The organism is Streptomyces sp. HUAS YS2 (assembly GCF_033343995.1).
In the GTDB taxonomy this organism is placed as follows: domain Bacteria; phylum Actinomycetota; class Actinomycetes; order Streptomycetales; family Streptomycetaceae; genus Streptomyces; species Streptomyces solicathayae.
Window position 1 is genome coordinate 4,525,702 of record NZ_CP137573.1, and the last position, 14,300, is coordinate 4,540,001.

At 73.1% G+C, this 14,300-nt stretch carries 18 protein-coding genes; 9 read left to right on the forward strand and 9 right to left on the reverse strand.

The features are described from left to right. Entirely contained in the window at window positions 1–1,008 is a 1,008-nt protein-coding gene (locus R2D22_RS20975; protein WP_318105857.1) for an ABC transporter ATP-binding protein, read from the forward strand. Beyond that, on the forward strand, window positions 1,005–1,838 hold the full coding sequence (locus R2D22_RS20980) for an ABC transporter permease (protein ID WP_318105858.1): 834 nt from the start codon (window positions 1,005–1,007) through the stop codon (window positions 1,836–1,838). Before R2D22_RS20975 ends, R2D22_RS20980 begins: the two co-directional genes overlap by 4 nt. Before the next feature lie 13 nt (window positions 1,839–1,851). Here the strand turns inward: R2D22_RS20980 and R2D22_RS20985 are convergent, their stop codons facing one another. From R2D22_RS20985 to R2D22_RS21000, 4 genes are all read right to left on the reverse strand, one after another. Then, entirely contained in the window at window positions 1,852–2,295 is a 444-nt protein-coding gene (locus R2D22_RS20985) for a hypothetical protein (RefSeq protein ID WP_318105860.1), read from the reverse strand. Beyond that, window positions 2,292–2,810 carry an RNA polymerase sigma factor gene (locus R2D22_RS20990; protein ID WP_318105862.1) on the reverse strand — a complete coding sequence of 173 codons (519 nt, stop codon included), beginning with the start codon at window positions 2,808–2,810 and terminating at the stop codon, window positions 2,292–2,294. Before R2D22_RS20990 ends, R2D22_RS20985 begins: the two co-directional genes overlap by 4 nt. Next, the gene (locus R2D22_RS20995; RefSeq protein WP_318105864.1) at window positions 2,794–3,234 is read right to left on the reverse strand and encodes a DUF3995 domain-containing protein; all 441 of its coding nucleotides are present in this window, start codon (window positions 3,232–3,234) and stop codon (window positions 2,794–2,796) included. Before R2D22_RS20995 ends, R2D22_RS20990 begins: the two co-directional genes overlap by 17 nt. A 343-nt stretch (window positions 3,235–3,577) precedes the next feature. Continuing rightward, window positions 3,578–4,234, reverse strand: coding sequence for a hypothetical protein (locus R2D22_RS21000; protein WP_318105866.1), 657 nt, complete (start codon window positions 4,232–4,234; stop codon window positions 3,578–3,580). A gap of 119 nt (window positions 4,235–4,353) precedes the next feature. Between R2D22_RS21000 and R2D22_RS21005 the strand changes: the two genes are divergently transcribed. Both R2D22_RS21005 and R2D22_RS21010 read left to right on the forward strand, forming a co-directional pair. After that, window positions 4,354–5,703, forward strand: coding sequence for a PAS domain-containing protein (locus R2D22_RS21005; RefSeq protein ID WP_318105869.1), 1,350 nt, complete (start codon window positions 4,354–4,356; stop codon window positions 5,701–5,703). Further along, entirely contained in the window at window positions 5,700–5,990 is a 291-nt protein-coding gene (locus tag R2D22_RS21010) for a hypothetical protein (protein WP_318105873.1), read from the forward strand. Before R2D22_RS21005 ends, R2D22_RS21010 begins: the two co-directional genes overlap by 4 nt. Window positions 5,991–6,008: 18 nt before the next feature. On the opposite strand, the gene R2D22_RS21015 is transcribed toward R2D22_RS21010, so the two are convergent. Continuing rightward, window positions 6,009–6,800, reverse strand: a complete 792-nt coding sequence (locus R2D22_RS21015; protein ID WP_318105875.1) for an SIS domain-containing protein — start codon at window positions 6,798–6,800, stop codon at window positions 6,009–6,011. A gap of 162 nt (window positions 6,801–6,962) precedes the next feature. Between R2D22_RS21015 and R2D22_RS21020 the strand changes: the two genes are divergently transcribed. Continuing rightward, complete coding sequence (locus R2D22_RS21020) at window positions 6,963–7,655, forward strand: iron-dependent transcriptional repressor DtxR (RefSeq protein WP_318105878.1); 693 nt, start codon at window positions 6,963–6,965, stop codon at window positions 7,653–7,655. Here R2D22_RS21020 and R2D22_RS21025 read toward each other — a convergent pair whose 3' ends face one another. Beyond that, on the reverse strand, window positions 7,656–9,224 hold the full coding sequence (locus R2D22_RS21025; RefSeq protein ID WP_318105883.1) for an FAD-dependent oxidoreductase: 1,569 nt from the start codon (window positions 9,222–9,224) through the stop codon (window positions 7,656–7,658). It abuts the gene before it with no gap. Between the two features lie 95 nt (window positions 9,225–9,319). On the opposite strand from R2D22_RS21025, the gene R2D22_RS21030 reads away from it, so the two are divergent. The 4 genes from R2D22_RS21030 (at window position 9,320) to R2D22_RS21045 (ending at window position 12,962) form a co-directional block, all read left to right on the forward strand. Next, window positions 9,320–10,000, forward strand: coding sequence for a TetR/AcrR family transcriptional regulator C-terminal domain-containing protein (locus R2D22_RS21030; protein WP_318105884.1), 681 nt, complete (start codon window positions 9,320–9,322; stop codon window positions 9,998–10,000). Window positions 10,001–10,556: 556 nt separating this feature from the next. Beyond that, window positions 10,557–11,432 (forward strand): alpha/beta fold hydrolase, encoded by an 876-nt coding sequence (locus R2D22_RS21035; protein WP_318105887.1) that lies wholly within the window; start codon window positions 10,557–10,559, stop codon window positions 11,430–11,432. Window positions 11,433–11,486: 54 nt separating this feature from the next. Continuing rightward, window positions 11,487–12,035, forward strand: a complete 549-nt coding sequence (locus R2D22_RS21040; RefSeq protein WP_318105889.1) for a GNAT family N-acetyltransferase — start codon at window positions 11,487–11,489, stop codon at window positions 12,033–12,035. Between the two features lie 18 nt (window positions 12,036–12,053). Further along, complete coding sequence (locus R2D22_RS21045) at window positions 12,054–12,962, forward strand: aminoglycoside phosphotransferase family protein (RefSeq protein ID WP_318105892.1); 909 nt, start codon at window positions 12,054–12,056, stop codon at window positions 12,960–12,962. Between the two features lie 53 nt (window positions 12,963–13,015). On the opposite strand, the gene R2D22_RS21050 is transcribed toward R2D22_RS21045, so the two are convergent. From R2D22_RS21050 to R2D22_RS21060, 3 genes are all read right to left on the reverse strand, one after another. After that, entirely contained in the window at window positions 13,016–13,237 is a 222-nt protein-coding gene (locus tag R2D22_RS21050; RefSeq protein WP_318105894.1) for a helix-turn-helix domain-containing protein, read from the reverse strand. Beyond that, window positions 13,237–13,707, reverse strand: a complete 471-nt coding sequence (locus R2D22_RS21055) for a DUF2975 domain-containing protein (protein WP_318105897.1) — start codon at window positions 13,705–13,707, stop codon at window positions 13,237–13,239. Before R2D22_RS21055 ends, R2D22_RS21050 begins: the two co-directional genes overlap by 1 nt. 63 nt (window positions 13,708–13,770) lie before the next feature. Continuing rightward, entirely contained in the window at window positions 13,771–14,184 is a 414-nt protein-coding gene (locus R2D22_RS21060; protein WP_318105904.1) for a nuclear transport factor 2 family protein, read from the reverse strand. Window positions 14,185–14,300: the final 116 nt, after the last annotated feature.

Sequence of the window (14,300 nt, forward strand, 5' to 3'; positions counted from 1 at the left end):
ATGACGGGCATCCAGGTCCGCGGACTGGTCAAGGACTTCCCCGTGCGGGACAAGGGCCTCTTCGGGCCGCGCGGCGTCAAGCGGGCCGTCGACGGCCTCGACCTCGACATCCCGCGCGGCCGGATCACCGGCCTGCTCGGCCTCAACGGAGCCGGCAAGACCACCACCATCAAGATCCTCGCCACCCTGCTGCGGCCCAGCGCCGGCACGGTCACCGTCGACGGCCTCGACAGCGTCGCCGACGCCCGCGCCGTACGCCGCAGGATCAACCTCATCGCGGGCGGCGAGCGCATGGTCTACGCCCGCATGACCGGCCGCGAGAACCTCTGGTACTTCGGCCAGCTCTACGACGTCCCCAAGGCCGAACTGCGCACCCGCATCGACGAACTCCTCGACCTCGTCGGCCTGGCGGACGCGGCCGACACCGCCGTCGAGCGGTACTCCCGCGGCATGACCCAGCGCCTCGCCATCGCCCGCGGCCTGATCAACCGCCCCGCCCACCTGCTCCTCGACGAGCCCACCCTCGGCCTGGACGCGCCGATCGCCCGCGACCTGCGCCGGGTCGTCGCCGAACTGGCCGCTGCCGGCACGGGCGTGCTGCTCACCTCGCACTACCTCACCGAGGTCGAGGAGCTGTGCGGCCATGTGTACGTGATCTCCGGGGGCCGGCACCTCGCCCAGGGCAGCCCCGCCGAGCTGAAGACGGCGACCGGCAGTCACCGGACGGTCCGGGTGACCGTGTCGAACCCGGACGAGCGGACCGCCGCCGTCGCCGCCCGCTTCGGCGCGACCCGCGAACCCCGGCCGGGCGGCGGCGAGACGATCGTGCTGCGCCACCCGGACGACATCGCAGGCCCGCTGGCCGCGGCGATCGTCGAGGCGGGCGGCTCGATCGGCGGCCTGGAGATCACCGAGGCCAGCCTGGAGGACGCGATCCTGCGACTGGCGGACGGGGACGCGGTCGTCGCCGCCCCCGAGGCGGGCGCGGAGGCGGTGGCGGCCCAGTGAGTCTCGGTCTCCGGCACGCCCTGCGGATCTTCGCCGCCGAGGCGCTCAAGCAGCATCGGCGGCTCTTCGGCCAGCCCCTCGTCGTCTTCTCGATGCTGGTCTGGCCGGTGCTCCAACTGGCCACCACCTACTACACGCTGCGCCCCGTCGCGACCGCCTCACCGGCCGCCGCGAACTGGCCGCTCGCCGCCGACCCGGAGCGCCTGCTCGCGTTCCTGGCCACGGGCACCCTCGCGTACGCGTTCTTCTTCTCGCTCGTCCAGTCCGCCTGGCACTTCGCCTTCGAGCGCACCACCGGCACGCTGGAACTGCTCTTCCTCTCCCCGGCGGGCCGGCTCACTCTCATGATCGCCAACGGGGCGGGCGCGCTGATGCAGAACGCCTGGCTGCTCACCTGCTTCACCGTCGCCGCCCTGACCGGCTTCGGCGTGCTGTCCGTGTCGGCCTGGTGGATGTACGGCGTCGTCCTCCTGGCCCTGCTGGTCCCGGCGGTCGCCTGGGGCGCGTTCCTGAACAGCCTGCTGGTCTTCTCGCGCGACTCGACGTTCCTGTACACGATCCTCGACGAGCCGCTCTGGTTCGTCGCCGGCGTCCGGCTGCCGAACTTCGCCCTCCCGGCGGCCGTCCAGGTCGTCGGCGCGGTCTTCCCGCTCACCGGCAGCCTGGTCGCCCTGCGCGGCGCGCTCCTGGAACACCGCACCCTCACGGAACTGGCCCTGCCGCTGACCGGCCTGGCAGCCCTGAGCGCCCTGCTGCTGGGCGCGGCGGCCCTGATCCTGCGCGCGGGCGAGGCCCGGGCGCAGCGCACCGGCGGCCTGGCGATGGCCTGAACACCCCTGCTGATCACGGGAGTTCGGCGGCCAGCCGGTCCATCGCCCGCCGCAGCTCGCGCCGCGCGCCGGGGAGGATCGCGGCGCGGCCAGGGACCCGTACGCCGCCGGTCAGCGCGACCCGGGTCCCGCCGCCGGGCTCGGCCGTCGCGGCCATCCCGATGATCAGGAACCGGCTCTGCAGCCAGCACCACCCCGGCCGCAGCACCCCGTGGAAGCGGGCCCGCAGCCCGTACCGGCTGCGCGCCAGCGCCTCGACCCGATCGCCGTCGACCCGTACGACGCGTACGGACCGCATGTCCGGCTGGAACCTGCCGAACCCGCCCTCCAGGTCGCCCATCACCGCCCAGACCTCGTCCGGAGAGGCGGGCAGTACCCGCTCGACGACCCGCGCGCCGCGCACGGCCGCGCCCATGACACGCAACCGCCGTACGGCGTCGATGGTTTCAGTCCTCACGCCGACCACGCCTTTCGAAAACTCCGCCGGGCCCGGTGCAGCCGGGACTTGGCGGTGCCGGTGGGAACACCGAGGACGGCCGCCGCGGCCTCCTCGTCCAGACCCTCCACGTCCCGCAGGACGAGGACGGCACGATGGCCGGGCGCCAGCCGGGACAGCACGTCCCGTACGTCGGCGGCGAGTTGGGGATCGCCCGGCGCGGGCACCTCGGCCAGCTCCGCCGGCCGGGCCCGGCCCGCCCGCTCGGCCACCCGGACCGCCTCCCGTACGGCGATCGCCCGCACCCACCCGTACAGCGCCTCCGGCTCGCGCAGCGACCGCAGCGACCGGAACACGGCGACCAGCGCCTCCTGCGTCGCGTCCGGCCCGTCGTCGAGCGCGATCGGGCCGCAGACGCGGGAGATGTACGGGGTCAGGTGGTCGAGCAGATCGTGCAGCGCGAGGGTGTCCCCGCGCCGCGCGGCCCGCGCCAGCGCGACGCCGCGCTCGCGCCCCCGATCAGCGCCGGAGCTCACGCAGCACCGCCCAGCCGAGCCCCAGGCACAGAGGCGTGTACGCGAGCGCGTTCAGCCACGGGAACACGTCCCCGGAACCGTCCTTCCCGAGCAGGACCCACCAGACCCCCACGGCCCCGCGCAGCAGCAGCCCGGCGGTGAAGGCGGAGGTGACGAGCCGCGGAAACCTGGCGCCGGGATCGCGTACGAACGCGAACACCCCCACACACGCGACCCCCTCCAACACGGCGAGCGGCAGCGTGACCGCGGGCCCGAACGACACCACACTCCCGAGCACGGCGAGCGAGAGCCCCCGCTCGTCCGCGGCGGGCCAGGTCGCACCGGCGGCCCAGTAGACATGCACGAGCGCGAGCACGCCGAGCAGGAAGGCCCCTGCCCGTGCGGCGCTGATCACGGGCTGCGGTGCGGTGGCTGCGACAACCATGGCGAGTCCCCTCCGAAGCGAAAGCCGACACCAGGGGGAGGCGCCGAGGAGGGCGAACGTTCCCTGTGACCCGCACCACAGTGCGTACGGCCCCGGAAACGCAGACGACCCGTGGGCCTTGTTCCCGTCCGCTCGAGTTCGGACGGGAGCCGGTCGGACACCGGCGGCCCACGGGTCGGGTGACTGCTTGGGTTTCGGCAGACGGCCTGCCGAGGTGCACATCGTGCGACGGCAGGCCTTAGCCCGCAGTCACCTCACGAATCCGAAAAGAAATCATTTCTCGGATCACCTCCTTTCGCGTGTGCCCCCACAGTAGGAGCGGGTCCGGGACGGCTCAACCGATTTATTCGACGGATTTCCCGAGGCCTGCCGCGGCGATGATCCGCGCCATTTCCGAGACCGGGAGCGAGGGGTTCCCACCTGCGGCTTCGGCGGTCCGCGCGTCGTCGTCCGCGAGGAGAGCGAGCAGGTACGTGAGCGGCAGCCGGGGGTGGCCGGCGAAGGCCCGGCGCACCCGCGCCTCGGGGTCGGTCGCCAGCTCCTCCAGGAGCCCGTCCGGCAGCTCGGGATCGCGGGGCGCGAGCTCGCGGATGCGGGGGTCGGGGTCCTCGGCGAGGCGGGCGAGGGGGCCGGCCGGTGCGTACTTGGCGAGGAACTGCCGTACCTGCGAGTCGGGGTCGGTCACCAGCACGTCGAGGACGTCCGGGGGCAGCTCGTCTGCCACCCGGGTCAGTCGCCACCGGACCGCGGCCTCGGGGTGCGGCGCGAGGGCGCGGTGGACCTCGGCCGGGAGGTTCGGTGTCCCGGCCAGCCAGAGCAGGACCTCCTCGTGTTCCGAGGCGGCGAACTCCTCCGCAAGCCAGTCCGGCAGGTTCTCGCGCAGGTGGGCGGCCACTCGCCCCGGGACCTTGCACTCCAGCAGCGGGCGCAGCAGCTCGGCGGGGAGCGCGGGGTTGGATCCCAGGCCCCGCAGGACGTGTCGGTGTGCATGGCTCCCCATGTTCGTTTCCGCGATGTATCGATTTCGGCGAACCCGGTGTGCCCTGGGTCACATTCGAGTTGAATGGCCACGGCGTGCGGTTCGGGCGTACGCGTACACCGTCCTGCAGGGGGTCCGGGATGAGTGCTGCCAGGAGTGGGACCGCGGAGCGGCCGGCCGAAGGGGCCGGGGGTGACCTGCTGGCCGCGCTGCTCGACGGGATGGACGCGGCGCTCTGTGCCTTCGACGCCGAGGGGACCGTCACCCACTGGAACCGGGAGGCCGAGCGGATCCTCGGCTGGTCGGCCGAACAGGCCGTCGGGAAGCGGGGGTTCTCCGGCTGGGCGGCGCGCCGGGCGGACGCGGACGAGGTGCGGGAGCGGCTCATGGCCGCGATGCACGCGCCGGGCCGCCAGGTCCACGAGTTCGCGCTGCTGCGCAAGGACGGCGGCCGGGTCCTCGTACGGATCCAGGCCGCGGGCGTGCGCGGCGCGGACGGGCAGCCCGCCGGTGTCTACTGCGCGTTCAGCGAGGTGCACGCGCAGATCGACCTGGAGCGGTCGATCGCGCTCAGCGAGGCGCTGTTCGAGGACGCGTCCTGGGGCGTCGTCCTCGTCGACGTCGATCTGCGCCCCGCCGTCGTCAACACCCGCGCCGCCCGCGCCATGGGCACCGGCCGCACCACCGCGCTCGGCCGGCCGCTCGGCGAGCTGATCACCCAGGGCGTCGAGGAGGTGGAGGGCGCGCTGCAGCACGTACTCGCCGAGGGCGCGCCGCGCGGCCTCGTCGAGCTGTGGGTGACGCTGCGCGGCGGCGACGGCGACGACCGGCGCCGCTGCTGGCGCAGCGGGTTCGTGCGGCTGGCCTCGCCGCTCGCCGAGGAGCCCGTGCCGCTCGGTGTCGGCTGGCTGTTCCAGGACGTCACCGAGGCCAAGCTCGCCGAGCAGGAGGCCGACCGGCTCCGCTTCCGGTGCAGCCAGCTGCACCGCGCCGGGGCCGCCGCGGCGGAGTGCGAGGACCCGATGGAGGCCGCGACCGTACTCCTGGACTTCGCCGTCGCCGGCTTCGCCGACCACGCGCTGCTCGACGTCACCGCGGACGAACAGCGACTCGTACGCGCCGCGGCCACCCCGGCCGGGGCGCCCGGCCCGGTCGCCCCGGTCGCGGGCGGCGGCGTCCCCGTCCCGTACGCGGACAACCACCCCGCGCTCCAGGCCCTGGCCCGCACCGGCCCCGTCCGTGCCTCCGCCACCGCGGCGGCCCGGCCGCGCGCGGGCGAGGACTGGGCGTCCGAACGCCGCTGGCCGCGCGACGCCGCCCACGCCCTGTGCATCCCGCTCCGCAGCCGCGGCCGCACCCTCGGCATCGCGACGTTCCTCCGCTCCTCCGCCCGCCCCGCCTTCGAACGCCCCGACGCGGTCTACGCGGAGACGGTGACGACTCGGCTCGCGGCGTCGCTGGATCTGGCAGGAGTGACGAAGGGGGAGTGACGGGGTACCTGGTCGGCGGGGTGCTGATCGCGTTCGCCGTGGCCCTCGCCGTCGGCGGGGCCGTCGAACTCCTCACCGGCTGGATCCATCCCTGGGAGCGACCGAACGTCATCCGGCCCGTGCCGCACGGCATCGGCCTGCTGCTTGTGGGGAGCGGGCTGTGCCGGCCGGCGTCCGTCGTCACCTTCGCCCCGACCGGGGACACGCTCCCCCTGCTGCTCGCCGCGGGCGCCGTCCCCTTCCTCGCCGGCACCGGCCTGGTCGTCGTGTCGAGAGTCCCGGCCTAGCCCCCGCCTGGCCCCCACCTAGTGCCGGAAGAAGATCCTGTCCCGGTACTCCGTCATCACCCGGCCGTTCCACTCGTGGCCGCCGTCCACGTTGCCCGAGCGCAGCAGCGGCGGCTCGATGCCGCGGGCCACCAGCTCCTCCGCGGCGGCGGCCATCGTGGCCTGCATCAGCGCGCTGGTGACGACGGTCGACGCCGGGGCGAACGGGGCCTCGATGCCCTCGTGGGTCAGCTCCGCGTCGCCGATCGCGATCTTCGAGTCGAGCACGATGTCGCAGTGGTCCTTCAGGTACGTCCCCGAGACGTGCCGCGACTTCGTCTCCGTCGCGTACGCCACCGACGTCACACCGATCACCGTGAGGCCGAGGGCGCGCGCGTTCATCGCCATCTCCACCGGCAGCGCGTTGCGGCCGGAGAGCGAGATGATGATCAGGAGGTCGCCCTCCTGCGCCGGGGATGAGTCGAGCACGGCGCTCGCGAGCCCGTCCACCCGCTCCAGCGCGGAGCCCAGCGTCGCCGGCATGACGTCGACGCCCACCACGCCCGGGACCGCGAGCAGGTTCATCAGCGCGAAGCCGCCCGCCCGGTAGACGACGTCCTGCGCGGCGAGCGACGAGTGGCCCGCGCCGAAGGCGAACAGTCGGCCCCCGGCCGCGACGGTCTCGGCGATCGCGGCGCCGGCCGCGGCGATCTCGGCCGCGTCCTCGTCCCGTACCTGCTGGAGCAGGCCGATCGCGGCGTCGAAGAACTGCCCGGCCAGCTTGCTCTCCCCGCCGCCGGCCCCGTTGCTCACGCGCCCGCTCTCGCCCATGCCCGAAGCTCCTTCTCGTCGTGGTCGCCGATCACGGTGCGGTCTGGACCATTGCTCTGTCAATACCGTGCCTACCCTCCTTCCCCCCGGCGAGACACGGTTGTCGGTGTCATGCGTCAGAATTGGTGCAGGGCCAGCGCACGACTCAATCGAGGGGCACGTATGTCCGGACTGATCGACACCACGGAGATGTATCTCCGCACCATCCTCGAGCTGGAGGAAGAAGGTGTGGTCCCGATGCGTGCCCGGATCGCCGAGCGGCTCGACCAGAGCGGCCCGACGGTCAGCCAGACCGTGGCCCGGATGGAGCGGGACGGCCTGGTGGCCGTCGCCAGCGACCGGCACCTGGAGCTCACCGACGAGGGCCGCCGTCTCGCCACCCGCGTGATGCGCAAGCACCGCCTCGCGGAGTGCCTGCTCGTCGACGTGATCGGCCTGGAGTGGGAGCAGGTCCACGCCGAGGCCTGCCGCTGGGAGCACGTGATGAGCGAGGCGGTCGAGCGGCGCGTCCTGGAGCTGCTGCGCCACCCGACGGAGTCGCCGTACGGCAACCCGATCCCGGGCCTGGAGGAGCTGGGCGAGAAGGCCGAGACAGAGGCGTTCCTCGACGACTCGATGGTCTCGCTCGCCGACCTGGAGGCCGGCACCGAGGGCAAGACGGTGATCGTCCGCCGGATCGGCGAGCCGATCCAGACGGACGCCCAGCTGATGTACACGCTGCGCCGGGCGGGCGTGCAGCCCGGCTCGGTCGTGAGCGTGACCGACTCGCCCGGCGGTGTCCTCGTCGGCAGCGGCGGTGAGGCGGCGGAGCTGGACGCGGACATCGCGTCCCACGTGTTCGTGGCGAAGCGCTAGCTAGTCCGCGGTACGGACGCCGACGGCGGCCAGGTACGCGCCGAGCGTGCCGGGCGCCGTCGTGTTGCCGCTGCCGCTGCCGCTGCCGCTGCCGCTGCCGTTGCCGGTGTTGATGTCGCGGTCGCTGTTGCCTTCGCCCGCCCAGCCCACGTACCCGTCGGGGCGGATCAGGAACAGACCGGTGCCGTAGGCCTCGTACGCGTCGAGGCGGGCGGTACGGACGGTGGCGGGGAGCGTCTCGCCGGCCGCCCACGCGGGGACGTCCGTGCCGATCGCGAGCAGCGTGAAGTGCGGGCCGCGGAAGGCGTCGAAGAGACGTGCCCCGTCGTGCGGTCCGTCCGGCGCGCGGTCGCCCGCGCGCAGCGCGTCGTCCGCCCGCCCCGTACGGGTCTCCACGGTGAGCGACGAGTCCCGGTACCCGAGCCCGAGCTGCTGGACCTCCTCGCCGCGCTGGGTCCCCTTCCCTTCGGCGGCGGCCCGGTGGATGCGGGTGCTGATGCCGAGCACGTCCGCGGCGATCGGCAGCCGTTCCGCCTCGTACGTGTCGAGCAGCGCGGCCGGGGCGCCGTGCCGGAGGACCTGGCCGAGCTTCCAGCCGAGGTTGTACGCGTCCTGGATGCTGGTGTTCAGCCCTTGGCCGCCCGCGGGGGAGTGGATGTGGGCCGCGTCGCCGGCCAGGAAGACCCGGCCCTCGCGGAACCGGTCGGCCATGGCCGCACTGGCCCGGAAGTCCGACGCCCACAGCACCTCGGTGACGTCCGCCTCGGTCAGCGGGGTGCGGGCGGCGACGAGCCGGCGCACCGCCTCGGCCGAGGTGTCGATGACGGCCGTCTCGTCCTCGAAGCCGGCCATGAGCTGGAACAGGTCGCCGTCGCCGCCGGGCAGCGGGCACAGCGCCGTGCCGCCGCCCTCCGCCTTCGGCCAGATGTGCCAATTGCCGCGGTCGACGAGCGCGTCCGGTGAGAGACGCACGTCCGCGACGAGCACCGGGCGCGGGTCGACGCTCTCGCCCGTCATGCCGATGCCGAGCGCGCGGCGGACCGTCGAGCGCCCGCCGTCGGCGGCGACCAGGTAGGCCGCGCGTACCGTCGCGCCGGTGGAGAGGTCCGCCTCGACCCCGTCCGCGTCCTGGCGGAGCCCGGTGAGCGCGGCGCCGAACCGGACGCTGCCGCCGAGCTCCACCAGCCTGTCGTACAGGACCTCCTGGGTGCGGGCCTGCGGGATGAGCAGCAGGTTTGCGTACGGGACCTGCTCGGTGGGCTCGGAGGTCTTCACCATGTCGAACTCGTGCTGCCGCTCGGCGCCGTCCCAGGCCAGCATCCGCGGGTAGCCGGTGCCGGAGACGTGGATCGCGGGCAGCACGCCGAGGTCGTCGAGGACCTCCTGGCTGCGCGGCTGCAGCCCCTTGCCGCGCGAGCCGGGGAAGAGGCCGTCGGCCTTCTCCAGGAGCACGGTGCGCACGCCCCGGCGGGCGAGGTCGATGGCGAGCACGAGTCCGGTGGGTCCGGCTCCGACGACGACGACGTCGGTGGTGGTGATGTCGGTGCGGGTGTGCGTGTGCGTGTCCATGGCTGTGCCCTCCGCGTTCCTTAACGGCGTTAAGTTCCTGACTCCCGGAGCATCTCCTTAACGCCGTTAAGTTGTCAAGGGGATACGGTGGCGGCGTGGCGACGAAGAAGACGGCCCGGATCGACCCCGCGCAGGTGGCGGAGGTCGCCCTGGGTCTCCTGAACGAGCGGGGGCTCGAGGGGCTGACCCTGCGGGCCATCGCCAAAGAGCTGAACGTGCAGGCCCCCGCGCTCTACTGGCACTTCAAGAACAAGCAGGCGCTGCTCGACGAGATGGCGACGGTGATGTACCGGCAGATGGTGGCCGACCCCGTCGCCCACCCCACCGGCGACCTGACCTGGCAGGAGCTGATCCTCGCGACCAACCGCGGCCTGCGTGCCGCGCTGCTGCGGTACCGCGACGGGGCGAAGGTGTACAGCGGCGCCCGCTTCACCGGCGTCGACTTCGCCGCCGACATGGAGCGCCAGCTCCGCGCGCTCGCCGCCGCGGGCTTCTCGCCGCGCGAGGCGGTCCGGGCGGGAACCACCGCGTACATGTTCACGCTCGGCTTCGTCACGGAGGAGCAGGGCGCGCAGCCGACACCCGGCGAGGCCCGCGAGGGCTTCGACGTCGAGGAGCGCGCGGAGCGGCTGGCGGACTACCCGCTGGCGGCGGCGGCCGGCGCGGAGCTGTTCACCGACTTCGACGCCGGGTTCGAGGAGGGGCTGCGGCTGATCGTCGCCGGCATCGAGGCGACGTACGCGCCGTCCGGAACCGGGCAGCCGCGCCATCCGTAACCGGACAGCCGCCCCGTCCGTAACCGGACAGCCGCCCCGTCCGTAACCGGACAGCCGTCCCGTCCATAACTGGACAGCCCGGTTTACGTCGGAATGGCCACGCCCGCACCCCGGTCGTGCCACGCTGGTCTGAACAGGACCGGGGCGGTCGGGGTGGTCGGGTCGGGGAGGGGGCCGGAGGATGCCGGCGACGCGGCGTACGGATCGGCTGGGCGCGGCGTGGCTCGTGTGTGCGGCCGGGTCCGCGAGGGCTGAGGCGACAGAGGGCCCCGGCGCCCATGGGCGCCGGGGCCTGTCCTCCCCTGTGCTGACCCGGAGCCCCGAGCTCCCAGGGTCATTCCCCTCGGACCGTTTTCCCCGAGCGGTCCGCCTCCCGCAGAAGATCTCCCCTCGGCGGCGCGCGTCAATCCTTGAGCGAGGTCACTCGAACGAGGGGTGTTGCATGGCAGAACCGCATTTTCGAATACAGGTTCGATAGTCTGGCGGAGTTCGACAGCGCTCGACATCGCTCGACATCGCTCGACCGGAACGCGGGAAAAGAGGGGGTGCCAGGGACATGGTGCGACGCATCGACGTGACCGGAGCCGACGGCGTACGCCTGGCGGCCTGGGAGTTCGCCGAGCCGCCCAAGGCGTACGGCCAGGAGCCCGCGCACCCAGCGCCAGCCCCCGGTGTCTTACTGCTGCACGGCCTGATGGGCCGCGCCTCGCACTGGGCGCCCACCGCCCGCTGGCTCGCCGAGCGGCACCGCGCGGTCGCGCTCGACCAGCGCGGACACGGCCGCAGCGCGAAGCCCGCCGCGGGGCCCTTCACCCGCGAGGCGTACGTCGCCGACGCGGCGGCGGCGGTCGAACAGCTCGGGCTCGGCCCGGTGACGCTCGTCGGCCACTCCATGGGCGCCCTGACCGCCTGGCAGCTGGCCGCCGAACGGCCCGACCTCGTCCGCGCGCTGGTCATCTGCGACATGCGGGCCTCCGCCCTCGGCGCCGCTTCGCAGCGCGAGTGGGCGGACTGGTTCCGTACCTGGCCGGTGCCGTTCGCGACGCTCGCGGACGTACGGAAGTGGTTCGGCGAGGACGACCCGTGGGTCGAACGCCCGAACCCCGCGCGCGGCGAGTTCTTCGCCGAGGTGATGGCCGAATCGGCGGACGGCTGGCGGCCGGTGTTCGACCCGGCGCAGATGCTCACCTCCCGCGAGACCTGGGTCCACGACGCGCACTGGGACTCCCTCGCCCAGGTCCGCTGCCCCACGCTCGTCGTCCGCGGCCTGGACGGCGAACTGGGCCGCGCCGAGGCCCAGGAGATGGTCCGCGTCCTCCCGCACGGCGCGTACGCCGAGGTTCCCGACGCCGGCCACCTCGTCCACTACGACCACCCGGACGCCTGGCGCACGGCCATCGAGCCTTTCCTGAACGGCGTGTTGACGCCGTAGGGTCGGCGCCAGGATCCCTTGATCACCGCCGAACCTGCTGGTTGGGTTGACGGCATGACTGAACCCGGAACCGTCGCCTGGCCGCCGACCGCCCCGATCGAGACCGAGCGGCTCGTCCTCCGCGCGTCCGAGGCCCGGGACCGGGCCGCGTTCGTCGAGCTGTTCGCCTCGCCGGAGGTGGGCACGTACGTCGGTGGCGCTCGCCCGCGTGACGAGCTGGAGCGCGCGATGCCCGAGGTGCCCGGGCAGCGGCCCGGCCTCTTCGTGATCGATCTCGACGGAGCGATGATCGGCATGATCACGCTCGACCGGCGCGACGCGGAGCGCCCCGGCCGGGTCCGCCCGGAGGGCGGCGAGACCGAGCTCGGCTACATGCTCCTGCCGGAGGCCTGGGGGCGCGGGTACGCCGCCGAGGCCTCCGCGGCGGCCCTCGACTGGTTCACCGCCACGCTCCCGGGTGAGCCCGTGGTGCTCACCACCCAGACCGCCAACACCCGCGCGATGCGCCTCGCGACGAAGCTGGGGTTCGTCGAGGTCGCCCGTTTCGAGGAGTACGGCGCGGAGCAGTGGTTCGGCGCGCGGACCGCGGGCGCGGACGCCTGACGGGACGGACGACGGCTCATGGAGAGCATCGAGATCGACGAGAACCTGGTGCGCTCGCTGGTGCGAGAGCAGCATCCGGACCTCGCAGGGCTCGACGTGCGCGAGGTGATCGGCGGTTGGGACAACCAACTGTGGCGGCTGGGCGATGGGTTGGCCGTGCGCATGCCCCGCACGGAGCGCGCGCCGTCCCTCCTGCGCAAGGAGCACCGGTGGCTGCCCGCCCTGGCCCCGCGTCTCCCGCTCCCGGTCCCGACCCCCGTACGCCTCGGGGAACCGTCCGCCCGCTTCCCGCGCCCATGGACCATCGCGACCTGGGTCCCCGGCGAACCGGCCGACCGCGCCCCGATCAGCCACGCCGCCGCGGCCGACACCCTGGCGGGCTTCCTCAGGGCCCTCCACGTGCAGGCGCCCCCGGACGCACCGGTCGGCGAGGACCGCGGCGTCCCCCTCGAACAGCTCGCGGACGGCTTCGAGCAGGGCCTGGAGGAAGTCGCCTCCGGAGGCGACTTCGCCGAACTCCGAAGGGTCCGGGACATCTGGGAGCAGGCCGTCGCAGCGCCCGACTGGGAGGGCCCGCCGCTATGGCTGCACGGCGACCTGCACCCGGCCAACGTCGTCGTCTCGGACGGCACACTCACCGGCGTCGTCGACTTCGGCGACATGTGCGCCGGCGACCCGGCGGTGGATCTCGCCGCCGCCTGGGTGCTCCTCCCCGCCGGGGCGGCCGCGCGCTTCTTCGCCGCGTACGCACAGGCGGACGAGCCGACGATCCGCCGCGCCCGAGGCCTGGCCGCCGGGAAGTGCCTCGCCCTCATCCTCGTAGGCCGCGCCGGCGACCAGAACCTCCCCGGCGGCAAACCCACCTGGGGCCCAGCCGGCCGCGCGGCGCTCGACAGGGTGCTGGCGCCGATCGGGGCGGCCGGCTGACCAGCGGAGCATGGACGCTCCACGCCTTGACGGGCTCAGCGCCGCGGCGGGTCTCATCCGTCCGCGGCGTCCTCGGTCTCCCAGCGCAGCAGGTCGCCCGGCTGGCACTCGAGTACCTCGCAGAGCGCGGCGAGCGTCGCGAAGCGCACCGCCTTGGCGCGTCCGTTCTTGAGCACCGCCAGGTTGGCGGGTGTGATACCGACGCGGTCCGCGAGTTCGCCCACGGACATCTTCCGCCTGGCCAGCATCACGTCGATGTCGACGGCGATCGGCATCAGATCACCTCGTCCAACTCGGCCCGCATCCGCGCCGCCTGGGCGAGCAGCATGCGCAGCACGAGCACGATGAGCGCGACCCCCAGGATGGCCACGCCGATCCCGGCCATGATGACGGTGACGCCCGGGTCCTCGCGCTGGCCCGGCGCGTTGATGGCCGTGACCGCGAACCACACGAGGGCGGCCGCCACGATCGAGCCGATCACGCCGTCCACGTACCGGAAGGCTGCGTGGGAGAACACCGTTCCGCGTCGCACCATCGTCACCAGCCGCCACACGCAGACCAGGGCGACCTGGGCCGACACCATGCCCAGGATCGTGATCAGGCGCAGCGGGGTCAGCGGGAGCGACCCGTCCTCGGGGTCGTTCCCACTGATCAACGTCCAGACCATCAACGCCTGGACGAACACGGTGCCGGTGAGCACCACCACGAGCACGGCGCGCAGCGCGCGCACGGTCAGCTTTCCCATGGCCCAACCTCCCATCGAGTTACGATGGAAATCTATCGAGTTTCGATAGATGCGGCAAGAGGGTCAGGTGGGCGAGCTCTGGGACTCGATCATCCTGACCAGGTCGGTGATGTCCTTGTGGAAGGTGAACTCACGCACCAGCGTGGTCCAGCGCCCGTCCTGCCGCCGCCAGACGAAGTTGTAGAGCACCGGGACGTCGTCCTTCACGCGGCGCACGATGATCGACCCATGGCCGTCGTACACGCTGGTGGCCAGAAGGCTGAGGTCGTCGAGTGACTCACCCACCTTCATCCCCTGGTCCCGCAGAGCGCGGAAGCGCGCCATGAACTGGTCCTTGGTCAGCGTCACCACCCGACCCTCCTCGTCGAACCGCACGTTCTCGAAACCCGGGTCGTAGAGGGCGTCCAGCCCCTCCACGTCCATGGCCAGGCCGGCGTTCAGGTACTCCCACATACGATCCACAAGCGATTGATCCACGATCGGCTCTCCCTCGTCGCTGGTTCCGTTCCGCCTACCTCCCCAACGTCGCAGCGCCCGCCGACAAAGCGCCGACAGTCCGCCGTCCACGACCGACAGCCGACCGACCGTCTCCC